Genomic DNA, 24944 nt, shown 5'->3' with positions numbered 1-24944 from the left:
TAGCCCTGCCGTTCCCCGCAGTAAGCAGAAAGTCTGGGGAGTTAACCCGCCTGGCGCATCCGTCGGACGTGCGTAGGCGAAGCCGGACGGCTGTCCGGCGCGGTCCGGCGAGCGCTGTCCGGCGCGGTGTCCGGCCCCGGCGTGGGGGACCGCCGGGGCCGGCATCGGGCTGAAGCAGCCGCGAGCGGCGTGGAGTTGGGCGGTGCCTGCCGATGAGTGGGCGGCGTCCGCCCGGTAGGTGGCTGGGCGTCCGCATAGGCGCGTGGGCAGGAGGGGGGAGGTGGCTTACCAGTCGCTCTTCGATGAGGACGACGACGAGCCGCCGACCCTGCGCACGAGGTAGACGACACCGGCGATGAGCGCCGCTGCGATCAGGACCTTGAACAGCAGGCCGACCAGAATGCCCAGCGCGGCAGTGATCAATCCGCCGAAGACCACGATCAGGATGACGGGAATCACCACCCAGGTGACCCACCACGGAAGCCCTGCGAGTATCCCCTTACCAGCCACTGCTCTGCCCTGCTTTCTGTAGGTCGCGCTGTCTGTACCTGTTGTCCGTACCGCGCTATCTGTCCACTGCGCTCACTGTTGAGCCATGGGCACCATCCGCGCGCCGCTGCCGCCGCGCCACCTCCGGCTCTCCCATCACTCACGATGCTAGGGCGCCGGACACGGCCGTGGGGGCCTCGCAGCCCCGGCCCTCCCCTGACCCTTCCCCTACGGGTTCCGGGCCCCGACCCTTAGCTCTCAGGAGGAGAGAAGACCACCATCACCCTGAGGTCCTCGCTGATGTGATGGAACTTGTGCGGCATCCCGGCCGGCACATAGACCACGCTTCCGCGCGCCACCGGCTCCGTCTCCGTGCCGACAGTGATCGCTCCCCGGCCGCTGACCACGAAGTACACCTCGTCCTGGGAGTGCGGCTGCTGCGGATCGGTGCTCCCGGCGTCCAGCGCGTACAGCCCGACCGACATGTTGCGCTCCCTGATGAACTGGAGATACGCGCCGTCGTTCGCGGCCCGCTCCGCCTCGAGTTCATCCAGCCTGAAGGCCTTCATGCCGTTCGCACCCCTCTGATGTTTCAGACTCGTCTGCGACGATCTCACCATGAAGCATTTTCTGGTCAAGACGATCGCCAACGCCGCGGCGCTTGCCGTGGCCATCTGGCTGCTCAAGGACATCACGCTGACCGGCGAGAACACCGGCCGCAAGATATTGACGCTGATCCTCGTCGCGCTGATCTTCGGATTGGTCAACTTCATCGTCAAGCCCGTCGTAAAGCTGCTCTCCCTCCCCCTGTTCATCCTCACCCTCGGCCTGATCACACTGGTCGTGAACGCACTGATGCTGCTGCTGACCTCCTGGCTCGCCGGCAAGGCCGACCTCTCCTTCCATGTGGACGGCTTCTGGGCGGCGCTGCTCGGCGGCGTGATCATCTCGATCGTCTCCTGGGCGATGCATGTGATCCTTCCCGACAAGGACTGACCGGTGACCGTCCCCTTCCGTATCTGCTTCGTCTGTACCGGCAACATCTGCCGGTCGCCGATGGCGGAGTCCGTCTTCCGCGCTCGCCTCGCGGAGGACGGGCTCGACGGCCTGGTCGAGGTGGACAGCGCGGGCACCGGCGGCTGGCACGAGGGCGATGGCGCCGACCCGCGCACGGTCGCCGTGCTGCGCGCGGGCGGGTATGAATCCGCCCATACCGCCCGGCAGTTCCGTGTGTCCTGGTTCGACCGGCTCGACTTGGTCATCGCCCTCGACTCGGGCCATCTGCGTGCCCTGCGCCGGCTGGCCCCCACCGCGCAGGACGCCGCCAAGGTTCGCCTGCTGCGCTCGTACACGGCGGGTACCGCGGGCGCGGCGGACGCGGAGGCGTACGACCTGGACGTCCCCGATCCCTACTACGGCGATTTCGCGGGCTTCGAGGAGTGCCTGGAGATGGTCGAGACCGCGAGCGAGGGCCTGCTGACGGCGGTGCGGGCCGCGCTCACGGCCCGCACCGTGATCCCGGCCCGTATGCCCGGCCACGACGACGACCGCGGCCGAGCGGCGGTCCCGCGACCGCCGCAGGCCAAGGAGAGCGCATGACGGGCGACGGCACCCGCGTCGTACGAGCCGGGCTCCCGGAGGCGGAGGCCTACGAGCCTGCGCTCCCCGGCCCGGTCTTCGCGGCGCACTTCCACCTCCCCGGCGATGCCGTCGGCCCGTACACCTACGGCCGGGACGCCAACCCGACCTGGACCCGGCTGGAACAGGCCATCGGCGAGCTCGAGGCGCCGGAAGAGAGCGTCCACACCGTCGCCTTCGCCTCCGGTATGGCGGCGATCAGCGCGGTCCTCTTCTCCCAGCTGCGCTCAGGCGATGCGGTGGTGCTGCCGAGCGACGGCTACCAGCTGCTGCCGGCGGTCCGCACCCGTCTGGAGGGCTACGGCATCGAGGTCCGTACGGCGCCGACCGCACACAATGCCCAGCTCGGTGTGCTGGACGGCGCCCGGCTGCTGTGGATCGAGACCCCCTCCAACCCCGGCCTCGACGTCTGCGACATCCGCCGGCTGGCCGACGCGGCACACCGCTGCGGCGCCGTGGTCGCCGTCGACAACACCCTTGCCACCCCGCTCGGACAACGCCCGCTCGAACTCGGCGCGGACTTCTCGGTCGCCAGCGGTACCAAGGCGCTGACCGGACATGGCGATGTGCTGCTGGGGTACGTCAGTACCCACGATGCGGCGCTGGCGGACTCCGTGCGGCTGTGGCGCAAGACCGTGGGCGCGATCCCGGGCCCCATGGAGAGCTGGCTGGCGCATCGCTCGCTCGCGACCCTCGCGCTGCGCGTCCGCCAGCAGTCGGCCGGTGCGCTGGCGCTCGCCACGGCGCTGGCCGACCGCCCCGAGGTCACCGGCCTGCGCCACCCCGGCCTGCCGTCCGATCCGTCCCATGAGCTCGCCGCCCGCCAGATGCGGCCGGGCCGTTTCGGCTCCGTGGTGTCCTTCGCACTGCCCGACAAGGCGTATGCGGAGCGGTTTCTGTCCGCGCTGACCTTGGTCGACGATGCGACGAGCTTCGGTGGCGTACGGTCCAGCGCCGAGCGGCGGGCCCGCTGGGGCGGGGACGCCGTGTCCGAGGGCTTCATCCGTTTCTCGGTGGGCGTCGAGGAGCCGGAGGATCTGGTTGCGGACGTCCTCCGGGCGCTGGATGCGGCCGCGGACCGGACCACAGCGGACCGAACGGACTGACCGGACTGAACGGACAACTGGCCGGCAGGGTATCCCCCCTCGTCACCCTGCCGGCCGCGGTCCTACGTGGCTCGAGCCCACGTGTTTCACGCGAGACCCCATGTTTCACGTGAAACGAACCGCTCAAACAAGGCTAGTTGACTGAGCGTCAGTGTCCAATCACGCTAGCGACACAGCCCTATCGACAAATTTATAGTTGACCCGCGACCAGGCTTTCGAGCGGCGCAGGAGGTACGCGATGGATCTGGCTCTGCTGCGCACCTTCGTCACGGTGCACCGAGCCGGCTCCTTCACCCGTGCCGCCGCGTTACTCGGCCTCTCCCAGCCCGCGGTGACCAGCCAGATCCGGGCGCTGGAACGCCAGTTGGGCCGCCCGCTCTTCCTCCGCTACGCCCGTGGCGTCACCGCCACCACCATCGGCGATGAACTCGCCCACAAAGTCGCGCCGCATCTGGACGCGCTCACCGAGATCACCGAGGCCGGCCTGGACCGGGACTCCGTCACCCGCACCCTCCACCTCGCCGGGCCCCCGGAGTTCCTTGCCGAGCGTGCGCTGCCCGCACTGACCCCGCTGATAGCCCAGGGTCTGTCGCTGCGCACCGCCTTCGGCTCCGCCGACGAGCTGCTGACCGGCCTGGCCGCCGGCCACCATGATCTGACCGTCACCACCACCCGGCCGCGCGGCGGGCTGCTCACCGCCACCCCCCTGTGCGACGAGGAGCATGTGCTGATCGCCGCGCCGCGCTGGGCGGCCCAGTTGGGCGGTCCGGCAGTCCTGCATGCCGGGGGCGTCCGCGTGCTGGACGCCGTGCCGCTCGTCGAGGTCCATGAGACCCTGCCGCTGATCACCCGCTACTGGTCCGCGGTCTTCGACGCCAAACCCGCGGCCTCGGCCGCCGTGATCGCGGCCGACCTCCGGGCGGTACTGGCCTGTGTCACCGCCGGCGCCGGGCTCGCCGTACTGCCCCGCTACCTGTGTACCGAGGCCCTGGACTGCGGCGAGGTCGTCGCCCTGCTCGACCCGCCCGTGCCCCCGCTGCGCACCTTCTTCCTCGCCGTACGGACCGGAACGCTCGGGCTGCCGCATATCGCGCGGGCGCATGAGTGGCTGCTGCGCTCCGCCGTCGACTGGTGACGATGGGACAGGGGTTTCACCAGGCTGTGGTTGCGGCATCTGTCGACTATGACCGTACGGCCAGTCGTGAAACGCACCGCCCGCGCGATTCTGCTCGACGGCGAGGAGCTCGTGCTGATCAAGCGCACCAAGCCGGGCCGAGCCCCGTACTGGATCACCCCTGGTGGCGGGGTCGAGCCCGAGGACACCACCGTCATCGAGGCCCTCCACCGTGAGCTGGACGAAGAGCTGGGTGCGAAGATCAAGGACGTGGTGCCGGTCTTCGTCGACACCGTCGAGCACTTCAGCGACGTCGGGGTGGACGGCGTGAAGGTACAGCACTTCTTCGTCTGCCGGCTCGACTCGATGGATCTCTCCCGCCGGCACGGCCCCGAGGTCGAGGAACCCTGCGGAGAGTACGAGATCGTGCGGGTGCCCTTCACCCGCGTCGGCATCGCCTCCGTCGAGGTCGTACCGCTGTCCCTGCGGCACTATCTGGACGGCAACATCGAGGGCGTACGGGCGATGCATGCGCCCGATCTGGGCTGAGCGGACGCCGCGAACCGGCCGGATCGCAGCGCCGTCCGCCGCGGCAGAGCGGATCAGGCCTCGCGCCGGTCGAACCAGCCGCGGAATGCGGCCTCGTCGTCCGCGGGCCGGCGCGGCTGGGCGCGCGCCAGCACCCGCTCGACCCGGTCGAGGAACTCCGCGTTCAGCTCCTCCACAGAGTCCTCCCGGTCGGAGAGGCGCGGCCGGTCGCCGTGCACCGGACCGGATCCCTGGGGCTCACCGGGGTGTGCTTCGTCCTCCGCCTCGGCCATGTCCTCGTGCAGGCCGCCCCGAAGGTGCTCGTTCTTGCGCTCCGCGCGGCGGAACGGCGGCCGCTCGCCCGCCTCGGCCGCCGCGCCGAAGAAGTCCCCGCCCTTGCGCTTGACGTCGTCCGTGCCCCAAGCCCGCGCGCCGCGCTGCTGCGCCGGGACTTTCTGTAGATGCGGAATGTGCTTGGCGCAGTGGATATACGCCTCCTCGACCTCGACCGTCACCCACAACTGGGCCCGCCGGCCGGGCACCGGGTCGACCGGCAGATCGGGGTACTGCGCCCGCATCTCCTCGTCCATCACGACCCGCGCCCGCCCGTTGACGTGCAGCCCGATGCGGTCGCGGGTGAAGTCGATCAGCAGCATGCCCAGCCGCGGGTTCTCCGAGAGATTGCCGACGGACGCCATGACACCGTTGCCACGGTATTCCGGGTACGCCAGCGTCCGCGCATCGAGTACCTGGACAAACCCGGGCGGACCGGCACGGAACGTTGCATCGCACTCCCCGTGCCGGTCGGCGGTGGACAGGAAGAACATCTCCTGCCGGGCCACGAACTCCTGCATACGGGCGTTGAGATGATCCAGCACCTGTTCGTCGTAGAACCGGTCGGCGCGCTCGGTCGTCCCGAGTCGCTGCTGCACCAAGTGCTCGCCGTCGCTCCCTGGACGCTCCTGCCGGGGCATGCCCCACCCCTCCCCTGTCGGTCCGTGGTCGCCGTGTGCCGTCAAGGCCTCAATCTCCTGCCGCGACCAGCTCTTCTATGGAGTCGTGCCGTATGCGGTCGGTCGGGATGCCAACCCCCACCAAAGCGTCCACGCCGCTGCGGATCAACCCGGGCGGCCCGGAAAGATAGGCGTCGTACTCCCGGAACGGTCCGTATTGCCGTACTGCGTCCGGAAGTTGCCCGGTTTCGCTGCTGGTCCCGCCGCGGACCGCCGGCCCGCTGGCGACGACCGGGCGTACGGAGAGCCACGGGTGGGTCTGCTCCATCTGAAGCATGGTGTCGAGGTCATAGAGGTCGTGGTCGGTGCGGGCGCCGTAGAAGACCTCGACGGGGCGCCGGATGCCGTGTTCCGCGACGTCCTCGATCAGCGCCTTGATGGGCGCGATACCGGTACCGCCGCCGACGCACAGCAGGCCGTTGCGGGTGGTGTGGTCGACGGTCATCGAGCCGCCCGGCGCACCGAGCCGGATCACGTCGCCGGGGCGGGCGCGGTGCACCATGGCGTTGGAGACCCAGCCGGCCGGGACCGCCTTGACATGGAACGAGAGCAGCCCGTCGGAGCGCGGCGCCGAGGCGAACGAGTAGTGCCGCCAGACCCGCGGCCACCAGGGGGTCTCCACGCTGGTGTACTGGCCGGCGAGGAACGGATAGGGCTGGTCGGGGCGGACCGTCACCACCGCGATATCGGGGGTCCGCAGCTCGTGCGAGACGACCTCGGCCTGCCACCAGGCCGGCGCGACGGCCTCGTCCTCGGCGGCCGCGTCGATCATGATCTGCGAGATCGCGGTGTAGGCACGCACCCAGGCGGCCTCGGTCTCCGGCCCCCAACTGGACGTCGCATAGCGGCCCAGCGCGCTGAGCAGGCATTCGCCGACCGCGGGGTAGTGGTCGGGCTGAGTGCCGTACTTGCGGTGCCCGCGGCCGAGGTTCGAGAGGTACGCGGCGAGTACCTCGGAGTCGTCGACGTGCTGGGCAGCGGTGAGCAGCGCCTTGAACAGCCGGTCGCGCTGGGTGTCCATCGAGGCGGGGAAGAGAGCCCGCAGATCCGGATGCTGGACGAACAGCAGCGCATAGAAGTACGAGGTGACCTTGTCGGCCACCGGCTCGATCTCGGCCATGGTGCGACGGATGAGAACCGCATCGGGCGAGGCGGGTGTGGCGGAAGAGGCCGAGGCTTGCAGAGCGTCGAGGGTGGGCTCCGGCGCGGGGGCGGCGGGACGCTGGTGGGGAGGGAGGAACGGGGAGGCCGCATCCTGGGCGGCCGGTTCCGTGGCCGGTTCCGTGGCGGTCTCCGTGGAGGCTTCGGCCGCGCGTGCCGCTTCGTGGACGGGCTCGGGCTCGCTCTCCCGGAACGGGTTGTGCTCCCATCCGAGCGGGGGGGCGGGCTCACGGTCACGGGCGGGCGGCTCGGCCTCGCGGCGCGGTGGGGTGTACGGGGAGGAGGGGCCGTACGGGGAAGAGGGGGCGTACGGGGAGGAGGGGGCGTACGGGGAGGAGGGGGCGGCGTATCCGGAGGCCGCGGCGGACTGCTCGGTGTAGGCAGCGGCGGGGGCGGGACCGGGGCCGGGCTCGGGGGCGGCGCGGTGACGGTCCGTGCCGTACGGAGGCGGGGGAGCCTGCGGTGGGGCCTCGCGCTCGCGCGCGGCGGCGGTGCCTACCGGCCGGATCGGATTGACCGGCCGGCTGGGTATCCGTCCCTGTTCTCCGTGCTCACCCCATCCGTCCCCTTGGCTCCACTCGTCCTGTTCGTTCCGCTCGTTGAAGTCTCCGTGGTCACCGCGGCCATGGCCGGCACGCCGGCCGTTCGGTTCGGCCCCGCCGTCCTGGTCCTGCCGGTCCTGAACGTTTTGCCGCTCGCTCTGTTCTTCGGAGGACTTCTTCGCCGGCGGAGTGAACCAACCCCAATCGCCACTGCTGCCGCCGGAAGAGCCGTTATCGGCCGACGCGGTGGTCGGAGCGTCCATGGTCTGCCTCGCCTCGAACGTCTTTCGGTTGACTTCGCACTTCCGTCGATCGGAAGCGCCCGGAATTCCCCCGCCCTGCCCCGGAATTCTTAATCGACTCAAGCGATTCCGGCAACACCCTCCAAAGCGGACACATCTCACGTCCCTGCGACAATGCGCAACAGATGCCGCGTCAGCACCATGCCACCCCTGCTCATCGCAACGGACAAATAGTCGGAAGTCCGGGTGCCAGGGGCCGCTTCACCGCTAGGCTGACGAGCTTGGCCCGTCCGTCGCGGCCCGCGGAAGCCCTCACGCCCGCCAAACCGGACTCGACCATACCGGCAGTAGTTGAAACCACAAGCCCTGATCTTGGAGCACTCCGCACGGCCCTTCCGATAACGGTGAGCCTCCCCACAGAGTGCCTTTTCCGCACATACAGCGGGCGAATCACTAGCAGAAAGATCAGAATTACCGGCCAGTACGCACCAGTTCGTATGCCTCGCGCAGATCGCGTCCGGCGTACGCATGGGAAGCCAGGTCACTGACATGGTGATCCGCATTCACGGCCACGGAGCGGGGGACCGCCGCGAACAGTTCGGTGTCCGACATGGAGTCGCCGTACGCCACGCAGTCGGCCCGCGTCAGCCCGTACCGCACGCAGAGTTCATCCGCGATCCGTACCTTCGCCGCCGACGAGAGGATGCCGGCCGGCACCACCGGCTCCCGGAACGGCACTGCCGGCCAGCGCGACCCGTGCGCGGTGTCGACGCCCCAGGTCAGCAGCCGCTCGACGAAGAAGCTCGGCGACAGGGAAATCACCGCGCACCGTTCGCCGCGCGCACGGATGTCCGCCCAGACTTCCCGGATCCCGGCCAGCCATGGAGCACCGTCGAACGCCGCCGCCACTTGAAGTTCGGTCAGCTCCGCGGCCCACAGCTCGCACGCCAGCTGAGCAAACTGCGGCGGCGTCAGCTCCCCCGCCACAAACCTGCGCTCCAGCTCGGCGATCTCCCGCTCCATCCCGAGCTGCCGGGAGATCTCGATGGCGGCCGCGGACCCGTAGAGCAGAGTCCCGTCCATGTCGAACACATGCAGCTTGCCCATGCGGGGAGCCTAGGGGGTGTCCGGTGGATCAGGGCCGGGTCCGGGGGATGGCCGGACAGCCCTGCGGAGCCAGAGGGGCGGGGCCGACGGGTCCCGGAGCGAATCGGGCCGTACTCAAGGGCGCGTATGCGTGGATACTCCCGCGGGCAGATGTACGGCGGGGCGCCGGCCGCGACCGTGGAGCGTATGCAGCAGCTCAGCCGGCCCGCCCGCCGGGCCCTCCTCGTCGTTCATGTCGCCGTATCCGTCAGCTGGCTCGGCCTCACGCTCGGACTGCTGGCGCTCGGCATCACGGGCTGTACGAGCGGCTACCCCGAGATGGCGACCGTTGCCTACCGCGCGATGAAAATCTTCGGAGACTGGCTGGTCCTCCCCCTGGCCCTGGCGACGCTGGTCAGCGGGCTGGTGCTGTCGCTGGGCACCGCATGGGGGCTGGCCAGACACCGCTGGGTCTACCTCAAGTTCTGGCTGACGGTGGTCTCCGTACTGCTGTCGGTCTTTGCGCTCCGCCCGGGCATCGACCACCAGGCCGCCGAGGCGGCCGCGGGGACCGCCACGCCTGACATCACTCTCGTCGTCGCACCGGCCGTCGCCACAGCCACCTACTTCTTCCTCACGGCGATCTCCGTCCTCAAGCCCTGGGGACCGACCCGACGCGGCCGCCGACTCCGCGACGCCCGGTCGGCCGCGACCCGCACACGCCGGACGGAGCGCAGCGGTGCGGAGAGCAGCGGTGCGGAGAGCGGGGGTGCGGAGAGGGCGGGCGTGCGCTAGCCGGGGGCGGTTCAGGCGAGACCGGCTTCCGCTATCGCAGCGCGGGCGATCTGACGCTGTCCCACCTGTGGTCACGGCCGCCGGAGCGGTCAGCTCTGCGTCGCCGGGACGGGCTCGTCGGCGCGCGTGCCGGGGCCGCCCGCGACCACGACCTGGTCACGGACCTTCTGGCGCCGCTCCAGGGCGGAGGCGAATATCGCCACGCCGAGTGCCGCGGCGGTCATCAACGCACCGACCCAGTTGGGCGCGGTGTATCCGAGACCGGCCGAGATGACGATCCCGCCGAGCCAAGCGGCCAGCGCATTGCCGAAGTTGAAGGCCGCGATATTGCCGGCCGAGGCGAGCGTGGGCGCCGAGGCCGCCTGGTCCATCACCCGCTTCTGGAGCGGCGGCACGGTGGCGAAGCCGAAGGCACCGATCAGCGCGATGGTGAGGGTCGCGGCGATCTTGTTGTGTGCGGTGAAGGTGAACGCGGCCAGCGAGAGCGCCAGACCGGTCAGCGACACATACAGCATCGGCATCATGGCGCGGTCGGTGAAGCGGCCGGAGACCAGGTTTCCGCCGACCATGCCGAGACCGAAGATCGCCGTCAGCCAGATGACGGCGGACGGGGCGAAGCCGGTGACCTCGGTCATCATCGAGGCGAGGTAGGTGACGGCCGCGAAGACACCGCCGAAGCCCAGGACCGTCATCAGCATCGCGAGACCGACCTGCGGGTTGCGGAAGACGGCGAGTTCGCTGCCTATGGGGGAGGCCGCCTTCACCCGCTGCGCCGGGACCAGCTTGAGGATGCCCAGCAGGCCGATCACACCGAGCGCGGTGATGGCGTAGAAGGTGGTCCGCCAGCCGAACTGCTGGCCGAGCATCGTGCCGGCCGGTACACCCACGACGTTGGCGAGGGTCAGGCCGCTGAACATCAGCGAGATGGCGGCGGCCCGCTTCTGGGGCGCGACCAGATCGGCGGCCACGAGCGCACCGATGCCGAAGAACGCACCGTGCGTGAACGCGGCGACGATCCGGCCGGCCAGCAGGGCCCAGAAGCTCGGCGCGAGGCCCGTGAGCAGGTTGCCCACGATGAACAGGCCCATCAGCAGCATCAGCATCTGCTTACGCGTGAAGCGCGCGCCGAGGGCGGTCATCAGCGGAGCGCCTATCACCACGCCGAGGGCGTAGAGGGTGGTCGCGTATCCGGCGAGCGGGATGGAAACACCGAAGCCGGCCGCCATGTCGGGCAGCAGGCCCATGACCGCGAACTCGGTCGTTCCGATCCCAAAGGCACCGATGGCGAGAGCCAGGAGTGCGAGGGGCATGACGGATCCCTTCGAATGATTGCGTCCGTCCTTTACGAGCGTCCACAATAATTGCAGACGCGGGTTAATTGCAAGCGCTGGATATTTCATCCGTGGCCTATCCTGGTTCGTGCGCCCCTTGAGGAGGTCTTCGATGACGCAGCAGACGCGCCGGAAGCAGGAACGTCGGGAGCGGGCGGCGGACCAGCAGCCGACAGCGGGCGCCCCCGGGCTCGCCCAGGGCTGGTGCGCGCTCTCCGCCCTGCACGGCCGCATCGAGTCGCACATCGAGCGCGCGCTACAGGCACAGCACGACCTCAGCGTTCGCGAGTTCTCGGTCCTCAATGTGCTCAGCGAGCAGCACGACGGCCCGGGCGGTCACCTGCGGATGCACCAGGTCGCGGACTCCGTCGTCCTCAGCCAGAGCGCCACCACGCGCCTGATCACCCGGCTCGAGGAGCGCGGGCTGCTCTCGCGCTATCTGTGCCCCGACGACCGGCGAGGGATCTACACCAACGTCACGCCCGACGGCCTCGCGCTCCTGGTGGAGGCCCGGCCCACACACGACGGTGCGCTACGCGAAGCCCTCCAGGACGCCGCACGGCGTCCGGAGCTGGCGCCGCTGGTCGAGGCCGTCGAAACGCTCGCACCGTCGGACGACCGCTGACAGCCAGGGGTGGACAGGCCGGCACGGGGGCGGAGTTACCGAGCTGCCGCCTGCCCCCTCCCCCTGGAACACGCGGCATAAGGTCGCGCCCATGAGCGATATCGAGATACGCCGTGCGACCGAAGCCGATCTGCCCGCCATCGTCGCGATGCTCGCCGATGACCCCTTGGGCGCCGCCCGCGAGTCGCCGGACGACCTGACGCCGTATCGCGCCGCGTACGAGACGCTGGCCGCCGACCCCCAGCAGCATCTGGTCGTGGCGGTGCGCGAGGGGCAGACGATCGGCACCCTCCAGCTCACGGTCATCCCCGGCCTGTCCCGGCGCGGCGCCACCCGCTCGATCATCGAGGGCGTACGGATCCACCGTGACGAGCGCGGCGGCGGCCTCGGCAGCCAGCTCATCGAGTGGGCGGTCGCCGAGTCGCACACCCTCGGCTGCCAGATGGTGCAGCTCACCTCCGACGCGACCCGGATCGATGCGCACCGCTTCTACGAACGACTCGGTTTCGAGGCCTCCCACCTGGGCTTCAAGCTCATGCTCTGACGGGATCGGCTCACGGCTGCCGGGCGCGCCCGCGTGCCCGGTGGGCCTTCTGCCGGCAGGCGCCACCGCAGTAGCGCGCCGGACGGCCCGTACGGGCCGTCACAAGCGCCGCACCGCACACCTCGCATCGAGTTTCATAACGCCTCCCGCCTTCCGACGGTAGTTTCGTTACGTTCGGTCCCGCCCGCAGCGCATCGCACATCAGGGCCGTCATCCGACCCGGCGCCTGCGCCTGCGGATCGGCCGACAACCTGGCCTGCTCCATCGAAAGGCAGCCCACCAGCAGCGCCCTGAGGTCGGTTATTCCCACGTCACGCCGTACAGCGCCGGCCTGTTGAGCCCTGACCAGCAGGGTTTCCAGGGCCTCGTCGAAGTCCCGCCCCACTCCCGGCGACGGCTCGAATTGCCCCGCGCCGGCCGCCTCCAGCGCGTCACACAACGCCTTGTTCCGGGACGTGAGCCGCACCACCGAGGCCAGGAAGCGGAAGAACACCCCACCGGCGTCCTCGGCATCGGCCAAGTCCCGTGCGGTGTCGGTGAAAAGCTCGATCCGGTCTGTGATCGCCGCCCTGAACAGTGCTTCTTTGGAAGGGAAATGGCGATAGACGGTGCCAGCGCCGACCCCTGCACGGCGCGCGATCTCCCCCAGCGGAACCCCCAACCCCTGTTCCTCGAAGGCCGATCGGGCCGCCTGCAACACCAGCGCCCTGTTGCGCCGGGCATCCGCACGCGCGGGCGGAACAGTACGCACGGCACCACCGTCCGACATTGCCGGGCCTCCTGAGGAACGTCGACATCCGGACCGGGCGCTCCGCAAGTTCAACCGGGTCGCTCGTTCCGATTCTACGGGAGGGTTCAAACATGATCACTGACGGCCCGACACGCTGAATCCCGCAATCGACGGCGCGTACGGCGTCTTCAGCGTCCAGCCTGCTGCCGGAACCCCTGAGGCGCCACCGGACTACTCCACCCGGCCTGATGTTCACGGCACTTGGCTGAACGCGGGGGCGCGCGGCAGCTGGCACAGCTGCTCACGTGCAGCGGGGTTGGTGTTTCACGTGAAACGACACCGCTTCGCCCACAAAAAAAGGGGTCGTGTTTCACGTGAAACACGACCCCCGGCACGCACGCCTCAGCCGACGGGCACCGCCGCCCAGGCTTCGCTTGCAGCCACGGCCGCGCCCTCTGCATCCACGGACACCCCGAGCGCGCGCAGCCCGCCCGCCAGCGCCACCAACGACGCCGTGACCACCGTCTGGTCGGCCGCGCGGCCATAGTGGTTCACGCGGATCATCTCCTTCGCCAGCGTGCCCGCCGCAGCCTGCACCGGCACTGCGGCGTCCACGGCAAGCGCGGCGGTCACGATCTCCCGAGCGTCCACTCCCTCGGGCGCTCGGAGCGTGGTCGCGGCCGGCGCCGCATCCTCGTCCCGCACGACATACGGAGTCAGCCCACCGAGCGCCCGTACTCCGGCCCGGGTCGCCGCGGACGCCGCCCGGTGCCGCCTGATCACCGCCTCCAGCCCCTCGGCTTCGATACGGTCCGCCGCCTGCTCCAGTGCGAGCATCTCCAGCTGCGCCGGAGCATGCGGCAGAGCGGTACGTCCGCCGTCTATCCAGCGCTCCTTCCAGTCCAGCAGCGAGAGGTAAGAGCGCCGCGGAGCCTGCTCATTGGCGGTGATCCGCTCCCATGCCCGGGCGCTGACCGACGCCACGGACACCCCGGCGGGCCCGGCCAGCGCCTTCTGACCGCCGATCACACACAGGTCCACGCCCCACTCATCCGTCAGCAGCGGCTCGGCGCCCACCGAAGCGACCGCATCCAGCATCAGCAGCGCACCGTGCTCCCGGACCACCGCGCCGATCTCGGCGACGGGGTTGGTGTTGCCGGTGGCCGCCTCGGCGTGCACCAGGCTCACAAAGTCGATCCCCGGGTGCTCGCGCAGCGCATCCGCCACCTGCTGCGGTGCGACCGCGCCGGTGAACGGCACGCTGAGGGTGACCACCTCGGTGCCGCAGGACCGCAGCCAGCCGCCGAAGGTCTCGCCGTACGGACCGGTGACGATGTTGAGCGCGGTGCTGCCGGGCCGCACGGCCGAGCGTATGCAGGCCTCCAGCGGCAACAGCGCCTCGCCCTGCATCGCCACGACATCACAGCGGGTGCGCATCAACGCGGCGACCTTGTCCTCGATCCGCGCGAAGTGGGCCGCGGTGAGCGGCGGCGGGTCGAGCAGGTCGGGGGCGGCGGAGTTCGCGGTGGGGTCAGACACGGCTGTCACCAGGGCCTTCCAGCGGTAGCGAGCCGCCTCGGCGCGGCTCCTGACGTCTGACCTCGACTGTACGGCCGGCCGCTGGGCTCACCGTACGAGCCCGTTCACCACCCCCAGTTGCTCACGGTCGCCAGCCCTCCGGGTCCACCCCGCCGGGCACCGGCGCCGACGGCTCGTACGGTCCGCGGGTGAACACAAAGGTGGCGAGGTCCAGATGGCTGACCGAGCCGTCCGGGTCACGCACCACCCTCAGCGTCTCGCCCGCGTAGTAGCCGTCCAGACCGGTCCAGGTGCCGTCCTCCTCGGCACGGAACCGTGAAGAGCGCCCTCTGCCGGACAGCGGTGCGAGTTCCAGCCCGCGTCCGGCGCGCAGCCGCAGCACATGCGGGTTGGCGCCCCAGTACCACGGGCCGGTCAGCGCCAGCAGATCCGGGTCCAGCGGCCCGGGCAGCGGGCGCCAGGGCTCGGGAATCCGGGGCTCGTGCTCGATCACGATCCCGGCGAGGTCGGTGGCGATGGCCGCGATCGCCGGCCCCGACGTGCAGTTGGCGAGCACGATCCCGGCAACGTCCTCCTCGCCATCGGCCCAGAGGGCGGCCAGAAATCCGGGCATCGAGCCGCCGTGCCCGAACAGCATCCGCCCGTCCCGTCGTGCGAGCTGGAGTCCCAGCCCGTACTCCGCCTCCCCCGTGGCCCCTTCCGGGATCACGGCCGGCGTCCGCATCTCGGCCAGACTCGACGCGCTCAGCACCCGGTCGTCGCCGCGCAGCAGGAAGGCGGCCCAGCGGCACAGGTCGTCCAGCGTCGACCACAACTGCCCGGCGGGGCCCATCACTCCGGTGTCCTGCGCCGGTTCCGGCAGCAGGACGTCGGCCCACGGATGCACCGCCCAGCCTCCCGCGTGCGGCATCTCCGGCCGCGGCGTCGTCCGGCCCATGCCCAGCGGTTCCAGCACCTCGTGGCGCAGCACCTCGCCCCACGGTGTGCCGCCCCGCAGCCGTTCGACCAGGGCACCGAGCAGCGCATAGCCGGGGTTGGAGTAGTGGTGCTGCCGTCCGGCCGGGTGGCGTTGCGGCCGGTCATCGAAGAGATCGGCGAGCTCCGGTCGCAGCTCACCCGGTGTCCGCTCCCACCAGGGTCCCCGTGTCTCGGCAGCCAACCCCGAGCTGTGAGCGAGGAGTTGGCCGACCGTCGCATCCGGCACGGGTGTGCCGTCCAGATGCTTGCCGATGGGGTCCTCCAGCCGCAGCAGCCCCTCGTCCCGCAGCCTCATCACCAGCACGGCGACAAAGGTCTTGGTGAGAGAACCGATCCGGTACTGCACATCGCCGTGCGGTACCTCCCCGTCGACCGAACTCCGGGCCCCGGTCCACACTGCTCGCCCGTCGCGGACCACCGCCCCCATCATCGACGGCGCCCGCCCCTCCGCCTGTCCGACCGCCAGCCGCCGCAGCAACGCCCGTCGTGTCTGGGGCAGCAGCTCCGCAAACGTCTCCGGCGTATCGGCCACCGGCGCACGGCGGACCGGCTCGGGCTCGCTCGCCCCGGTGTCGTGGGACTCCGCGGATTCGGTGATCGTCATGGCGCTCCTCAGCAACAGATCCGACTCGGCCGATCCAGTTCAGGCGAACAGCTTCGCGCTTCCCGCCGCATCGATCCAGCTCAGCCCTGCTCCGCTCCGTCGCACCGGCTCGCCCGTCAGCCGGTCGCCACCGCCCCGGTCACCGCCCCCAGTTCGGTCTGCTCGTCGTCCGGCAGCCAGCGCGCCGCATGCACCATGTGCAGCGTGGTACGCAGCCGCATCCGGTCCTCGGCCGTGCCGAGGTGGCCGAGGTACGCCGGCAGCGTCAGCCCCAGCGCCTTGAGATCGGCCCGCGCACACCAGCGCGCCAATAGCGCCCGGATGCGTGCGTCGACCTCCTCATCGAGCGCCCGTGGCACTGCGTCCCCGTCCCCGTCCCCGTCGCAGTCTCCCTCGGGGGCCTGCCCTGCCACCGCAGAGGCCGTGTCCCGCAAGCCCTCCGCGATCGCGAACCGGTTCCAGTCGCCGTACTGTCCCGCAGGGACATCGCTCACCCGCTTCGCTGCGCTCAGGAAAGCGTCGTGCGCCAGGGCAGGTTGGCCAAGGTCCCGGTACGCATGGCCCATGTTCACGTACAGCGACGGATAGAACCCCCGTACCCGCTCGTCCCCCACCCGGTCGGCGCGGTCCAGGCACTCCTGGTTCCACCGCAGCGTCTCTTCGGGCGTGCTCTGGTGCCGTGCCAGATAGTGCGCGGCGATGCACGCCTCATAGTCGTCGGCGGCGATGTCCCAGGCCTGCTGGAACAGTGCGAGCGCCGCATCGGCATGCCCGGCCGCCTCGGCCTGCATCCCTTCCACGCACAGCCGCACCACAGGCAGTTCCGGATCCACCGGCCCGCTCCTGTCCTCAGTCTTCACTGGTCAGCCCTCGTTCCCACTGCCTTCACCGGCATCACCAACGTCGTAAAACTCCCCTGGTCGGCAGAGCGGACCACGACGGGACGGTCCGCCGAGGCGATCTCCAGCAGCACATCCGGCCCCACCCCGGCCTCCAGCGCGGGTACGAGCACCGCCGGATCGAAGGCGATCCGCAGCCCCGGCCCGTTGCGAACGCTCCGCAGCCGAACGGTTTCACGTCCTCCGCCCGCCACCTCCAGCGTCCGCTCAGCCGCCGCCCCGGACGCTGTTTCACGTGAAACGACGCGCTCTCCCCGGCCGCCCGCCTCAGCACCGCCCCCGGCGCCGTCCCCTTCGCCAAGCAGCAACGAGACCACTCCCGCCCGTCCGGCCACCGCATCCCGCAGCCCGACCCGGTCCACGATGACCCGATACCGCCCGGCCTCCAGGCCCCCCAGCATCAACCGGTAGTCCGGAAAGGCCGCTGGGTCCGAGCCTCCGCCGTGCCCTTCTACGGCATTGCCCCGCCCCTCACGGTCCTCCGCCTCGTGACACTCCGCCCCGCTGCGCAGCCGCGCCCCACCCCCGTCACCCGCGCACTCCACCTCGACCGTCGTCTGCCGCACCGCCCACTCCGCCAGGCTCCGTGCCCTGTCCGCACCGATCAGGACCCGCCGCGGGCCGCCCTCGAACTCCGTCGGCCGCAGCACCCGCACCGCCAGCCGATAGCGGTCGGTGGCTGTCAACCGCACCTCGCCCCCGATGAGTTCGAGCAGCACATGGCCCAGCACGGGGAAGTCCTCCACGGCCGCCCCGGTCGCGGCCGCGGGCGCCACCTGGCGTACCGCACTGGCGAATTCGGCGCCGCCCACCCGTGCCCGCGCCCGGCTCCCGCCATACGTGCCGGGGCCGGCCGCTTCCGCCAGGAACCGTTCCACCACCACCCGCGCCTCGTCCGCGGTCCGCCGCATCCGCTCCACATGCGCCCGGAGGACACCCTGCGCGGCGTCCTCGGGCCCGTCCAGCACCATCGCGACATCCACCAGTGGCAGCCCTGCCTCCCGCAACTGCCGCAGTCGTATCGCCCGGACCGCCTGCTCCGCCGCATAGCGCCGGTACCCGGTCCCGGCATCCACCCGAGCCGGCCGCAGCACCCCGCAGTCGTCGTAGAACCGCAAGGCGCTCGGCGCGAGCCCCACCCTCCGCGCGAAGGTGCCGATGCTCAACAGGTCTTCGCTGTCGTCCATGGACGCGATTGTGGAGCTTCAACCAACCTGAAGGTCAAAGCCTCTGGCGCAGCTGCCTGCGCGGCCCTGGCCCTTCCGCTCCACCGTCAGCCGTCGGTGCTGCCCCGGGTTCTGCCGGACGGTTCCCAGACCGAGCAGTCATGTGCGAAGAGCACCCGGCGGGGGTCGAACGCGGTGAGCCGCTCCAGCCAGGGTGGAGGGGTGGGAAGCGGCTGTTCCACGCCTTCCCGCGCAGCCTGGTGAGCCAGGTGATCCGAGGCGAAGTGGGAGGCGAAGTCGTGTGCCTGACCGGCGAGGATCACGGTCCCGTCGCTCTGCCGGACCACCAGTGACTGGTGACCGTCGGTGTGACCCGGGGTGGGGATGATCCACACTCCCGGCCAGACCTCCACCTCGCCCGAGATCTCCTCGTAGGTCGCACCGGAGAAGTCGACAAGCGCGTCGATGGTGTAGCCGCCTCGGCGGGCAGCGGCCAGCTCCGCCTCCTGCACCAGGATCGGCTTCCCGCCCAGCAGCGGGTTCCCGCCGCAATGGTCGAAATGCAGATGGCAGTTCACCACCAGAGAGACGTCGGCGAGGGCTGTCCCCGCGGCTGCGAGCGCACCCTCCAGCTCCCTGCGCCGAGGGCGGTAGTGGGCTTCGGTGCCGGGGTCGACGGCACCGATACCCGTGTCGAAGAGGATCAGCCCTTCATTGCGTCGGACCAGGTAGCCGAGCACAGGTTCCACACGTGGCTGGGGGCCACCGGTCTCTGCCGCGGGCCGGACGAAGTACCCCAGGTCGAGGCGGCGAACCGCTGAATCGTTGCCCATCCGCCCAGGCTGGCAGGCGGCGGTGCCTTCCCCAGGCGTGTTTGCCGACAGCGGAGTCGAGCGAGCGGTCGAGCGGCAGGGGTTGCACCTCCCGTAACGGGAGGTCCTACGGTCCCGAGCCATGAAGATTGTTGTTCATGACACGGCATCCGCCATGCTCGATCTCCTGCAACGCCCCATGGAGGAGCGGCCCGACGCCCTCCGGGAAATGCTCAGCCCGCTCCAGAGCGCGATGTCCGTGACGGGCATGGACCTGGTCGAGGTGCACCGCCAGGGCAGTGGTTTCCGACTCGACCGTGAGGACCCGCGGTACCTGTCTGCCCTGCGCCAGATGCAGAACGCGGACGTGTGGACGCGGATCGAGGACTCCCTCGCCACCGCGTGGCAGCGGATCGACGGTGCGGTGCCCGGTATCAAGCACGCCGAGACCGTGCACGTCGTCCTGGTGCTCGGCGATCCCGACGACGACCACCTCACCGTCCGCAGTGCCGGCTACCTCGGTATGGGCGGCATCCCGGGCGCGATCCATCTGTTGATGTGGCCCACTGACACGAGTCTGAAGAAGATCGGCCACGCCGCCGCACACGAGCTGCACCACAACGTGCGCTACGCGAACGTGACCTGGGACCCGATGGCCGTGACGGTTGGTGAACACGTCGTCGCCGAAGGACTGGCCGAGGCGTTCGTGCGGGAGCTGGCCGGCGAGCAGGCCATGGGGCCGTGGTCGCAGGGACTGTCCGGCGCCGAACTGGACCGCGCCTACGAAAAGATCGCCGCCGGGATCGACGTGGCAGGGATGCAGAATCTGCTCCCGTACGTCTTCGGCGACGCCACCGCGCAGCGCATGGGGCAACAACCCGTGGGGCTGCCGGACTTCGCCGGGTACGCGGCCGGACTGCGGATCGTGGACGCCCATCTGGCGGCCTCCGGTCTCACCGCCGCACAGAGCACCGCCCTGTCAGCGCGCGAGATCCTCACCAACGCCGGTGTGCAGACCAGCGCGTGACCTCAGGTCTGCGCCATGTCCACGAACCGGGAGTAGTGGCCCTGGAAGGCCACCGTGATGGTCGCCGTGGGGCCGTTACGGTGCTTGGCGACGATGAGGTCGGCCTCGCCGGCGCGGGGGGACTCCTTCTCGTAGGCGTCCTCGCGGTGCAGCAGGATGACCATGTCGGCGTCCTGCTCGATGGAACCGGATTCACGGAGGTCCGAGACCATCGGCTTCTTGTCCGTGCGCTGCTCGGGGCCACGGTTCAGCTGGGAGAGCGCGATGACCGGGAGTTCCAGCTCCTTCGCCAGCAGCTTGAGGTTTCGGGACATGTCCGAGACCTCCTGCTGGCGGCTCTCGGCGCGCTTCGAGCCGCCGGACTGCATCAGCTGGAGGTAGTCGATGACCACCAGCTTCAGGTCATTGCGCTGCTTGAGCCGACGGCACTTCGCGCGGATCTCCATCATCGAGAGGTTCGGCGAGTCGTCGATGTAGAGCGGCGCCGCCGAGACATCGGGCATCCGCCGGGCCAGCCGCGTCCAGTCCTCGTCCGTCATGCTGCCGGAGCGCATGTGATGAAGCGCCACCCGCGCCTCGGCGGACAGCAGACGCATCGCGATCTCGTTGCGTCCCATTTCGAGCGAGAAGATCACGCTCGGCAGATTGCTCTTGATCGAGCAGGCCCGCGCGAAGTCCAGCGCGAGCGTCGACTTACCCATGGCGGGACGGGCCGCGATCACGATCATCTGGCCCGGGTGGAGGCCGTTCGTCAGGGAATCGAGATCGGTGAAGCCCGTCGGCACACCCGTCATCTGGCCCTGGCGTGAGCCGATCGCCTCGATCTCGTCGAGGGCGCCTTCCATGATGTCGCCGAGCGGGAGGTAGTCCTCGCTGGTCCGCTGCTCGGTGACGGCGTAGATCTCCGCCTGGGCGCTGTTGACGATCTCGTCGACATCGCCGTCGGCGGCGTATCCCATCTGGGTAATACGGGTGCCGGCCTCGACCAGCCGGCGGAGCACGGCGCGCTCGTGGACGATCTCGGCGTAGTACTCGGCGTTCGCGGCCGTGGGCACGGACTGCACGAGGGTGTGCAGATACGAGGCTCCGCCGACCCGGGCGAGCTCGCCGCGCTTGGTCAGCTCGGCGGCGATGGTGATCGGGTCGGCCGGCTCACCCTTGGCGTACAGATCGAGGATCGCCTGGAAGACCATCTCGTGGGCGGGGCGGTAGAAGTCCTCGCTCTTGAGGACCTCGACGACATCCGCGATGGCGTCCTTGGACAGCAGCATGCCGCCGAGCACGGACTGCTCGGCGTCCAGGTCCTGCGGGGGGACCCGCTCGAAGCCGCCGGCCCAGGAGCCGCCGTCGTCGCCGCCGCGCTCTTGTCGGTCGCCGCGGCCGCGGCCCTTGCCCTCACCCCGTCGGGAGCGGGCGGCCGGCAGCAGGTCGCTGGGACCGGAGTCCGCCCAGGGGTCTTCCATGGGCTCGGGAATGCTCACCCCGGCACCTCCTCCCGTCCGCGGCGCGGACCTTGCTGTGCTGTTCTTTCTTACGGCACAGCTCTGACAATCGAGACGCCCGACTCCGGTTACGGCGCGTCGAGTTCGGACGATTTCTCAGGCCGGAACAGTCGGCGGGTGCCGGACCACGGTAGGCCCGTGGGCACCGTCCGCCAATCTGGTTATCCACAGGCCATGTGGATGACCGCCCTACAGCTGTGGAGAAGTCCCCGGATCCTGTGCACGGGGCGGGGGAAACTTCTGTGGACAAGCACACAATCACCCCGAGCTCAAGTCTCTGACCTGCGACTTTCTGATCCATAGCCTGTGGGGGAGAAAAACTTCTGCCAGTGGTTCAAGATCGCGACAAACGGCGCGCAGGTGACGGCTCCACCCAGCGGAAAGTAAGGACTGCAAGGGGTTTGCATCTCTTACCTGTGGAAGATTAGATTGAGTGCATGACACAGGCTCCCGCGACCCCGCGGCGCACTGCCCGCCGCCATGACCGCGAGATCATCGCCCTCGCCCTCCCCGCCTTCGGCTCACTGGTCGCGGAACCGCTCTTCGTCATGGCCGACAGCGCCGTCATCGGCCACCTCGGCACCGCCCAGCTCGCCGGCCTCGGCGTCGCCGCCGGTCTGCTGACCACTGCCGTCTCCGTCTTCGTCTTCCTCGCCTACGCGACCACCGCGGCGGTCGCCCGCAGGGTCGGCGCCGGCGACCTCCCGGCCGCGATCCGCCAGGGCATGGACGGCATCTGGCTCGCCCTGCTGCTCGGCGCCGCGGTCATCGCCGCCGTGCTGCCGACCGCCCCCTGGCTGGTCGAGGCCTTCGGCGCCTCCCCGACCGCCGCCCCGCACGCCACGGACTACCTGCGCATCAGCGCCCTGGGCATCCCCGCGATGCTCGTCGTGCTGGCCGCGACCGGCGTGCTCCGCGGCCTCCAGGACACCCGCACCCCGCTCTACGTCGCCATCGGCGGCTTCTCCGCCAACGCCGCGCTCAACGTCGGCCTGGTCTACGGCGCCGGGCTCGGCATCGCCGGCTCCGCCTGGGGCACGGTCATTGCCCAGTGCGGTATGGCCGCGGTCTACCTCGCCGTGGTGATCCGCGGGGCACGGCGACACGGCGCCTCGCTGCGCCCCGACGCCGCTGGGATCCGCGCCTGCGCCCAGGCCGGCGTCCCGCTGCTGGTCCGTACGCTCTCGCTGCGCGCTGTTCTGCTGATCGCCACCGCCGTCGCCGCCCGGCTCGGTGACGCCGAGGTCGCCGCCCACCAGATCGTGCTCACGCTGTGGTCCCTGCTGGCCTTCGCACTGGACGCGATAGCCATCGCCGGGCAGGCCATCATAGGCCGCTACCTCGGCGCGGGGGACGGCGAGGGCGCCAGGGCCGCCTGCCGCCGCATGGTCCAGTGGGGCCTCGCCTCGGGCCTGGTCCTCGGCGTGCTGGTCGCGCTCGCCCGCCCGTTGTTCATCCCGCTGTTCACCTCCGACCCCGCCGTACAGGGCCCGCTGCTGACCGCGCTCCTGGTGGTGGCACTGACCCAGCCGGTCGCCGGAATCGTCTTCATCCTCGACGGCGTCCTGATGGGCGCGGGGGACGGCCCGTACCTGGCCGGGGCGATGGTGGTGACACTGGCGCTGTTCGTACCGGCCGCACTGGCCGTACCCGCCTTCGGCGGCGGACTGGTCGCCCTGTGGTGGGCAATGGCCCTGATGATGACCGTCCGCATGCTGACACTGTGGCTGCGCACCCGCTCCGGACGGTGGATTGTGACCGGAGCCTCGCGCTGAACCATCTCCCGCAACACACAGCGCATGTCAATAATGACCGTGTGCGCCCGCTTGCCAGGAAGTCCGTGCTGCCCCTGACGTTCGTCGTCCTCATGGCCGCTGCCGTGGTGGGCTACGCCGCGGAGGAGTCCGATACGAGCGTCAGCGCCGAGGGCCGCAGCAGTTTCGGCAAGTCCGGCGAGGCGGGCCAGGACCCCCAGGACCAGGATCCCGCCGCGACCGCCCCGGCCGATGACGGCAGTGCGTACACCCCCCGCAGAACCGAGCAGAACTCCCGGGTCGGCGTGGTCTTCGAGAAGGACGACACCGGCGATCACTTCTGCACGGCGAGCGTGGTGCAGAGCCCGGGCCGGAACATGCTGATCACGGCGGCGCACTGCGCATTCGACGCCGAGGCCGGCTCCACGGTGGACGATCTGGTCTTCGCCCCCGACTACCGCAACGGGGAGGAGCCCACCGGCCTGTGGAAGGTCAAGAAGGTGATCGTCGACGACCGCTGGGCCAAATCGCAGGACGAGGACCTCGACGTCGCCTTCCTCATCCTCGACAAAAAGGGCGGCAAGCAGATCCAGGACGTCCTGGGCGGCAACACCCTCGGCATCGACCGTGGCTTCGACAACGAGGTCAAGATCACCGGCTACCCCACCAGCCGCGACACCCCGATCTCCTGCCAGAACCGCACCACGAAGTACAGCAACACCCAGATGCGCATCCGGTGCACCGACTTCGAAGGCGGTACCAGCGGCAGTCCCTGGCTGGCCGACTACGACCCCAAGAGCCACACCGGCACGGTCATCGGTGTCCTGGGCGGTCATGAGGGCGGCGGGGACGAGGACGACATCTCCTACGCGGCGTACTTCGACGACGACATCGCCGAGCTCTACAAGCACGCCCAGGACGAGGACTGAGACCGGGCCGTCCCCGGACACGGCGAAGGGCCGCACCCCGATGACGGGAGTGCGGCCCTTCCGCGTTGTCCTGCGATCAGGCGGCGACGACCTCGACGCCCAGCTTCGCAACGACCTCGGCGTGCAGACGCACGGAGACCTGGTGCGCGCCCAGGGTCTTGATCGGCGAGCCCAGCTCGACGCGACGCTTGTCGACGTCCGGACCACCGGCGGCCTTGATCGCCGAAGCGACGTCGGCCGGAGTGACGGAGCCGAACAGGCGACCCGCGTCGCCGGCACGCACGGCCAGCTTCACGTTGACGCCCTCGAGCTGGCCCTTGACCTCGTTGGCCTGCTCGATCGTGGCGATCTCGCGGATCTTGCGACCGCGGCGGATCTGCTCGACGTCCTTCTCGCCACCCTTGGTCCAGCGGATCGCGAAACCGCGCGGGACCAGGTAGTTGCGGGCGTACCCGTCCTTGACGTCAACGACGTCGCCGGCGGTGCCGAGGCCGGAGACCTCGTGGGTGAGGATGATCTTCATGATTCGGTCACCCTTCCCTTATCGCGCGGTGGACGTGTAGGGCAGCAGCGCCATCTCACGGCTGTTCTTCACGGCCGTGGCGACGTCACGCTGGTGCTGAGTGCAGTTGCCGGTGACTCGGCGGGCACGGATCTTGCCGCGGTCGGAAATGAACTTCCGCAGCAGGTTCGTGTCCTTGTAGTCAACGTAGGAGATCTTCTCCTTGCAGAACACGCAAACCTTCTTCTTAGGCTTGCGAGCAGGCGGCTTCGCCATTGTCTCTCTCCA

At 70.0% G+C, this 24944-nt stretch carries 26 protein-coding genes; 11 read left to right on the top strand and 15 right to left on the bottom strand.

Translation table 11 applies throughout. The annotated features are described in order from the left end of the window. Positions 1–285 precede the first annotated feature (285 nt). Together ACZ55A_RS17580 and ACZ55A_RS17575 are read right to left on the bottom strand one after the other, a co-directional pair. Positions 286–510 carry a DUF5326 family protein gene (locus tag ACZ55A_RS17580; RefSeq protein WP_468840627.1) on the bottom strand — a complete coding sequence of 75 codons (225 nt, stop codon included), beginning with the start codon at positions 508–510 and terminating at the stop codon, positions 286–288. Between the two features lie 230 nt (positions 511–740). Further along, a complete protein-coding gene (locus tag ACZ55A_RS17575; protein ID WP_468840625.1) occupies positions 741–1058 on the bottom strand; it encodes a cupin domain-containing protein in 318 nt (105 codons plus the stop codon). Positions 1059–1107: 49 nt separating this feature from the next. Here ACZ55A_RS17575 and ACZ55A_RS17570 point away from each other — a divergent pair, with 49 nt between their 5' ends. The 5 genes from ACZ55A_RS17570 (at position 1108) to ACZ55A_RS17550 (ending at position 4896) form a co-directional block, all read left to right on the top strand. Continuing rightward, complete coding sequence (locus ACZ55A_RS17570) at positions 1108–1485, top strand: phage holin family protein (protein WP_468840623.1); 378 nt, start codon at positions 1108–1110, stop codon at positions 1483–1485. 60 nt (positions 1486–1545) lie between these two features. Continuing rightward, complete coding sequence (locus tag ACZ55A_RS17565) at positions 1546–2088, top strand: low molecular weight protein-tyrosine-phosphatase (RefSeq protein ID WP_468840877.1); 543 nt, start codon at positions 1546–1548, stop codon at positions 2086–2088. Further along, the gene (locus tag ACZ55A_RS17560) at positions 2085–3233 is read left to right on the top strand and encodes a cystathionine gamma-lyase (protein ID WP_468840621.1); all 1149 of its coding nucleotides are present in this window, start codon (positions 2085–2087) and stop codon (positions 3231–3233) included. Before ACZ55A_RS17565 ends, ACZ55A_RS17560 begins: the two co-directional genes overlap by 4 nt. 238 nt (positions 3234–3471) lie before the next feature. Continuing rightward, complete coding sequence (locus ACZ55A_RS17555) at positions 3472–4368, top strand: LysR family transcriptional regulator (protein WP_468840619.1); 897 nt, start codon at positions 3472–3474, stop codon at positions 4366–4368. Positions 4369–4416: 48 nt separating this feature from the next. Beyond that, complete coding sequence (locus tag ACZ55A_RS17550) at positions 4417–4896, top strand: NUDIX domain-containing protein (protein WP_468840617.1); 480 nt, start codon at positions 4417–4419, stop codon at positions 4894–4896. Between the two features lie 53 nt (positions 4897–4949). Here ACZ55A_RS17550 and ACZ55A_RS17545 read toward each other — a convergent pair whose 3' ends face one another. The 3 genes from ACZ55A_RS17545 to ACZ55A_RS17535 all read right to left on the bottom strand — a co-directional run bounded on the left by ACZ55A_RS17545 (position 4950) and on the right by ACZ55A_RS17535 (position 8940). After that, positions 4950–5849, bottom strand: a complete 900-nt coding sequence (locus ACZ55A_RS17545) for a pyridoxamine 5'-phosphate oxidase family protein (protein ID WP_468840615.1) — start codon at positions 5847–5849, stop codon at positions 4950–4952. Between the two features lie 49 nt (positions 5850–5898). Next, the gene (locus tag ACZ55A_RS17540; RefSeq protein WP_468840613.1) at positions 5899–7854 is read right to left on the bottom strand and encodes a globin domain-containing protein; all 1956 of its coding nucleotides are present in this window, start codon (positions 7852–7854) and stop codon (positions 5899–5901) included. 450 nt (positions 7855–8304) lie between these two features. Further along, positions 8305–8940, bottom strand: coding sequence for an HAD family hydrolase (locus ACZ55A_RS17535; protein ID WP_468840611.1), 636 nt, complete (start codon positions 8938–8940; stop codon positions 8305–8307). A 186-nt stretch (positions 8941–9126) separates the two neighbouring features. Between ACZ55A_RS17535 and ACZ55A_RS17530 the strand changes: the two genes are divergently transcribed. After that, positions 9127–9714, top strand: a complete 588-nt coding sequence (locus ACZ55A_RS17530) for a DUF2269 domain-containing protein (RefSeq protein WP_468840609.1) — start codon at positions 9127–9129, stop codon at positions 9712–9714. Between the two features lie 89 nt (positions 9715–9803). Here the strand turns inward: ACZ55A_RS17530 and ACZ55A_RS17525 are convergent, their stop codons facing one another. After that, positions 9804–11024, bottom strand: a complete 1221-nt coding sequence (locus ACZ55A_RS17525) for an MFS transporter (RefSeq protein WP_468840607.1) — start codon at positions 11022–11024, stop codon at positions 9804–9806. 133 nt (positions 11025–11157) lie between these two features. On the opposite strand from ACZ55A_RS17525, the gene ACZ55A_RS17520 reads away from it, so the two are divergent. Both ACZ55A_RS17520 and ACZ55A_RS17515 read left to right on the top strand, forming a co-directional pair. Next, complete coding sequence (locus ACZ55A_RS17520; protein ID WP_468840605.1) at positions 11158–11670, top strand: MarR family winged helix-turn-helix transcriptional regulator; 513 nt, start codon at positions 11158–11160, stop codon at positions 11668–11670. A 91-nt stretch (positions 11671–11761) separates the two neighbouring features. Next, entirely contained in the window at positions 11762–12214 is a 453-nt protein-coding gene (locus tag ACZ55A_RS17515; RefSeq protein WP_468840603.1) for a GNAT family N-acetyltransferase, read from the top strand. 10 nt (positions 12215–12224) lie between these two features. Here ACZ55A_RS17515 and ACZ55A_RS17510 read toward each other — a convergent pair whose 3' ends face one another. The 6 genes from ACZ55A_RS17510 to ACZ55A_RS17485 all read right to left on the bottom strand — a co-directional run bounded on the left by ACZ55A_RS17510 (position 12225) and on the right by ACZ55A_RS17485 (position 18963). Next, a complete protein-coding gene (locus tag ACZ55A_RS17510; protein ID WP_468840601.1) occupies positions 12225–12983 on the bottom strand; it encodes a TetR/AcrR family transcriptional regulator in 759 nt (252 codons plus the stop codon). Positions 12984–13346: 363 nt separating this feature from the next. After that, positions 13347–14483 (bottom strand): pyridoxal-phosphate-dependent aminotransferase family protein, encoded by a 1137-nt coding sequence (locus ACZ55A_RS17505; protein WP_468840599.1) that lies wholly within the window; start codon positions 14481–14483, stop codon positions 13347–13349. Positions 14484–14604: 121 nt separating this feature from the next. After that, entirely contained in the window at positions 14605–16065 is a 1461-nt protein-coding gene (locus tag ACZ55A_RS17500; RefSeq protein WP_468840597.1) for a serine hydrolase domain-containing protein, read from the bottom strand. Between the two features lie 116 nt (positions 16066–16181). Then, complete coding sequence (locus tag ACZ55A_RS17495) at positions 16182–16898, bottom strand: hypothetical protein (RefSeq protein ID WP_468840595.1); 717 nt, start codon at positions 16896–16898, stop codon at positions 16182–16184. A gap of 23 nt (positions 16899–16921) precedes the next feature. Then, positions 16922–18151, bottom strand: a complete 1230-nt coding sequence (locus tag ACZ55A_RS17490; RefSeq protein WP_468840593.1) for a MerR family transcriptional regulator — start codon at positions 18149–18151, stop codon at positions 16922–16924. An 86-nt stretch (positions 18152–18237) separates the two neighbouring features. Further along, on the bottom strand, positions 18238–18963 hold the full coding sequence (locus ACZ55A_RS17485; protein WP_468840591.1) for an N-acyl homoserine lactonase family protein: 726 nt from the start codon (positions 18961–18963) through the stop codon (positions 18238–18240). 121 nt (positions 18964–19084) lie between these two features. Between ACZ55A_RS17485 and ACZ55A_RS17480 the strand changes: the two genes are divergently transcribed. Continuing rightward, positions 19085–19969, top strand: coding sequence for a DUF2268 domain-containing putative Zn-dependent protease (locus ACZ55A_RS17480; RefSeq protein WP_468840589.1), 885 nt, complete (start codon positions 19085–19087; stop codon positions 19967–19969). A gap of 2 nt (positions 19970–19971) precedes the next feature. Here ACZ55A_RS17480 and dnaB read toward each other — a convergent pair whose 3' ends face one another. Then, the gene (gene dnaB / locus ACZ55A_RS17475; protein WP_468840875.1) at positions 19972–21432 is read right to left on the bottom strand and encodes a replicative DNA helicase; all 1461 of its coding nucleotides are present in this window, start codon (positions 21430–21432) and stop codon (positions 19972–19974) included. A gap of 476 nt (positions 21433–21908) precedes the next feature. On the opposite strand from dnaB, the gene ACZ55A_RS17470 reads away from it, so the two are divergent. Beyond that, on the top strand, positions 21909–23246 hold the full coding sequence (locus tag ACZ55A_RS17470) for an MATE family efflux transporter (RefSeq protein ID WP_468840587.1): 1338 nt from the start codon (positions 21909–21911) through the stop codon (positions 23244–23246). Positions 23247–23287: 41 nt separating this feature from the next. Continuing rightward, on the top strand, positions 23288–24154 hold the full coding sequence (locus ACZ55A_RS17465) for a trypsin-like serine peptidase (RefSeq protein ID WP_468840585.1): 867 nt from the start codon (positions 23288–23290) through the stop codon (positions 24152–24154). A 76-nt stretch (positions 24155–24230) separates the two neighbouring features. Here ACZ55A_RS17465 and rplI read toward each other — a convergent pair whose 3' ends face one another. Next, positions 24231–24677: a 50S ribosomal protein L9 gene (rplI, locus tag ACZ55A_RS17460; protein WP_069573178.1), complete on the bottom strand. Its 447-nt coding sequence runs from the start codon at positions 24675–24677 to the stop codon at positions 24231–24233. A gap of 18 nt (positions 24678–24695) precedes the next feature. Next, positions 24696–24932: a 30S ribosomal protein S18 gene (gene rpsR / locus ACZ55A_RS17455; protein WP_003978893.1), complete on the bottom strand. Its 237-nt coding sequence runs from the start codon at positions 24930–24932 to the stop codon at positions 24696–24698. Between the last annotated feature and the right edge of the window lie 12 nt (positions 24933–24944).

It is taken from the genome of Streptomyces sp. NPDC034111 (assembly GCF_055575375.1).
This window is presented reverse-complemented; position numbering and strand designations above follow the sequence as displayed.

Excerpts from the sequence above, each read along its gene's own strand:
- ACZ55A_RS17575 (WP_468840625.1), bottom strand. The coding sequence starts at position 1,058 with ATGAAGGCCTTCAGGCTGGATGAACTCGAGGCGGAGCGGGCCGCGAAC.
- ACZ55A_RS17570 (WP_468840623.1), top strand. The coding sequence starts at position 1,108 with ATGAAGCATTTTCTGGTCAAGACGATCGCCAACGCCGCGGCGCTTGCC.
- ACZ55A_RS17565 (WP_468840877.1), top strand. The coding sequence starts at position 1,546 with ATGGCGGAGTCCGTCTTCCGCGCTCGCCTCGCGGAGGACGGGCTCGAC.
- ACZ55A_RS17560 (WP_468840621.1), top strand. The coding sequence starts at position 2,085 with ATGACGGGCGACGGCACCCGCGTCGTACGAGCCGGGCTCCCGGAGGCG.
- ACZ55A_RS17555 (WP_468840619.1), top strand. The coding sequence starts at position 3,472 with ATGGATCTGGCTCTGCTGCGCACCTTCGTCACGGTGCACCGAGCCGGC.
- ACZ55A_RS17550 (WP_468840617.1), top strand. The coding sequence starts at position 4,417 with ATGACCGTACGGCCAGTCGTGAAACGCACCGCCCGCGCGATTCTGCTC.
- ACZ55A_RS17545 (WP_468840615.1), bottom strand. The coding sequence starts at position 5,849 with ATGCCCCGGCAGGAGCGTCCAGGGAGCGACGGCGAGCACTTGGTGCAG.
- ACZ55A_RS17540 (WP_468840613.1), bottom strand. The coding sequence starts at position 7,854 with ATGGACGCTCCGACCACCGCGTCGGCCGATAACGGCTCTTCCGGCGGC.
- ACZ55A_RS17535 (WP_468840611.1), bottom strand. The coding sequence starts at position 8,940 with ATGGGCAAGCTGCATGTGTTCGACATGGACGGGACTCTGCTCTACGGG.
- ACZ55A_RS17530 (WP_468840609.1), top strand. The coding sequence starts at position 9,127 with ATGCAGCAGCTCAGCCGGCCCGCCCGCCGGGCCCTCCTCGTCGTTCAT.
- ACZ55A_RS17525 (WP_468840607.1), bottom strand. The coding sequence starts at position 11,024 with ATGCCCCTCGCACTCCTGGCTCTCGCCATCGGTGCCTTTGGGATCGGA.
- ACZ55A_RS17520 (WP_468840605.1), top strand. The coding sequence starts at position 11,158 with ATGACGCAGCAGACGCGCCGGAAGCAGGAACGTCGGGAGCGGGCGGCG.
- ACZ55A_RS17515 (WP_468840603.1), top strand. The coding sequence starts at position 11,762 with ATGAGCGATATCGAGATACGCCGTGCGACCGAAGCCGATCTGCCCGCC.
- ACZ55A_RS17510 (WP_468840601.1), bottom strand. The coding sequence starts at position 12,983 with ATGTCGGACGGTGGTGCCGTGCGTACTGTTCCGCCCGCGCGTGCGGAT.
- ACZ55A_RS17500 (WP_468840597.1), bottom strand. The coding sequence starts at position 16,065 with ATGACGATCACCGAATCCGCGGAGTCCCACGACACCGGGGCGAGCGAG.
- ACZ55A_RS17490 (WP_468840593.1), bottom strand. The coding sequence starts at position 18,151 with ATGGACGACAGCGAAGACCTGTTGAGCATCGGCACCTTCGCGCGGAGG.
- ACZ55A_RS17485 (WP_468840591.1), bottom strand. The coding sequence starts at position 18,963 with ATGGGCAACGATTCAGCGGTTCGCCGCCTCGACCTGGGGTACTTCGTC.
- ACZ55A_RS17480 (WP_468840589.1), top strand. The coding sequence starts at position 19,085 with ATGAAGATTGTTGTTCATGACACGGCATCCGCCATGCTCGATCTCCTG.
- dnaB (WP_468840875.1), bottom strand. The coding sequence starts at position 21,432 with ATGGAAGACCCCTGGGCGGACTCCGGTCCCAGCGACCTGCTGCCGGCC.
- ACZ55A_RS17470 (WP_468840587.1), top strand. The coding sequence starts at position 21,909 with ATGACACAGGCTCCCGCGACCCCGCGGCGCACTGCCCGCCGCCATGAC.
- rplI (WP_069573178.1), bottom strand. The coding sequence starts at position 24,677 with ATGAAGATCATCCTCACCCACGAGGTCTCCGGCCTCGGCACCGCCGGC.
- rpsR (WP_003978893.1), bottom strand. The coding sequence starts at position 24,932 with ATGGCGAAGCCGCCTGCTCGCAAGCCTAAGAAGAAGGTTTGCGTGTTC.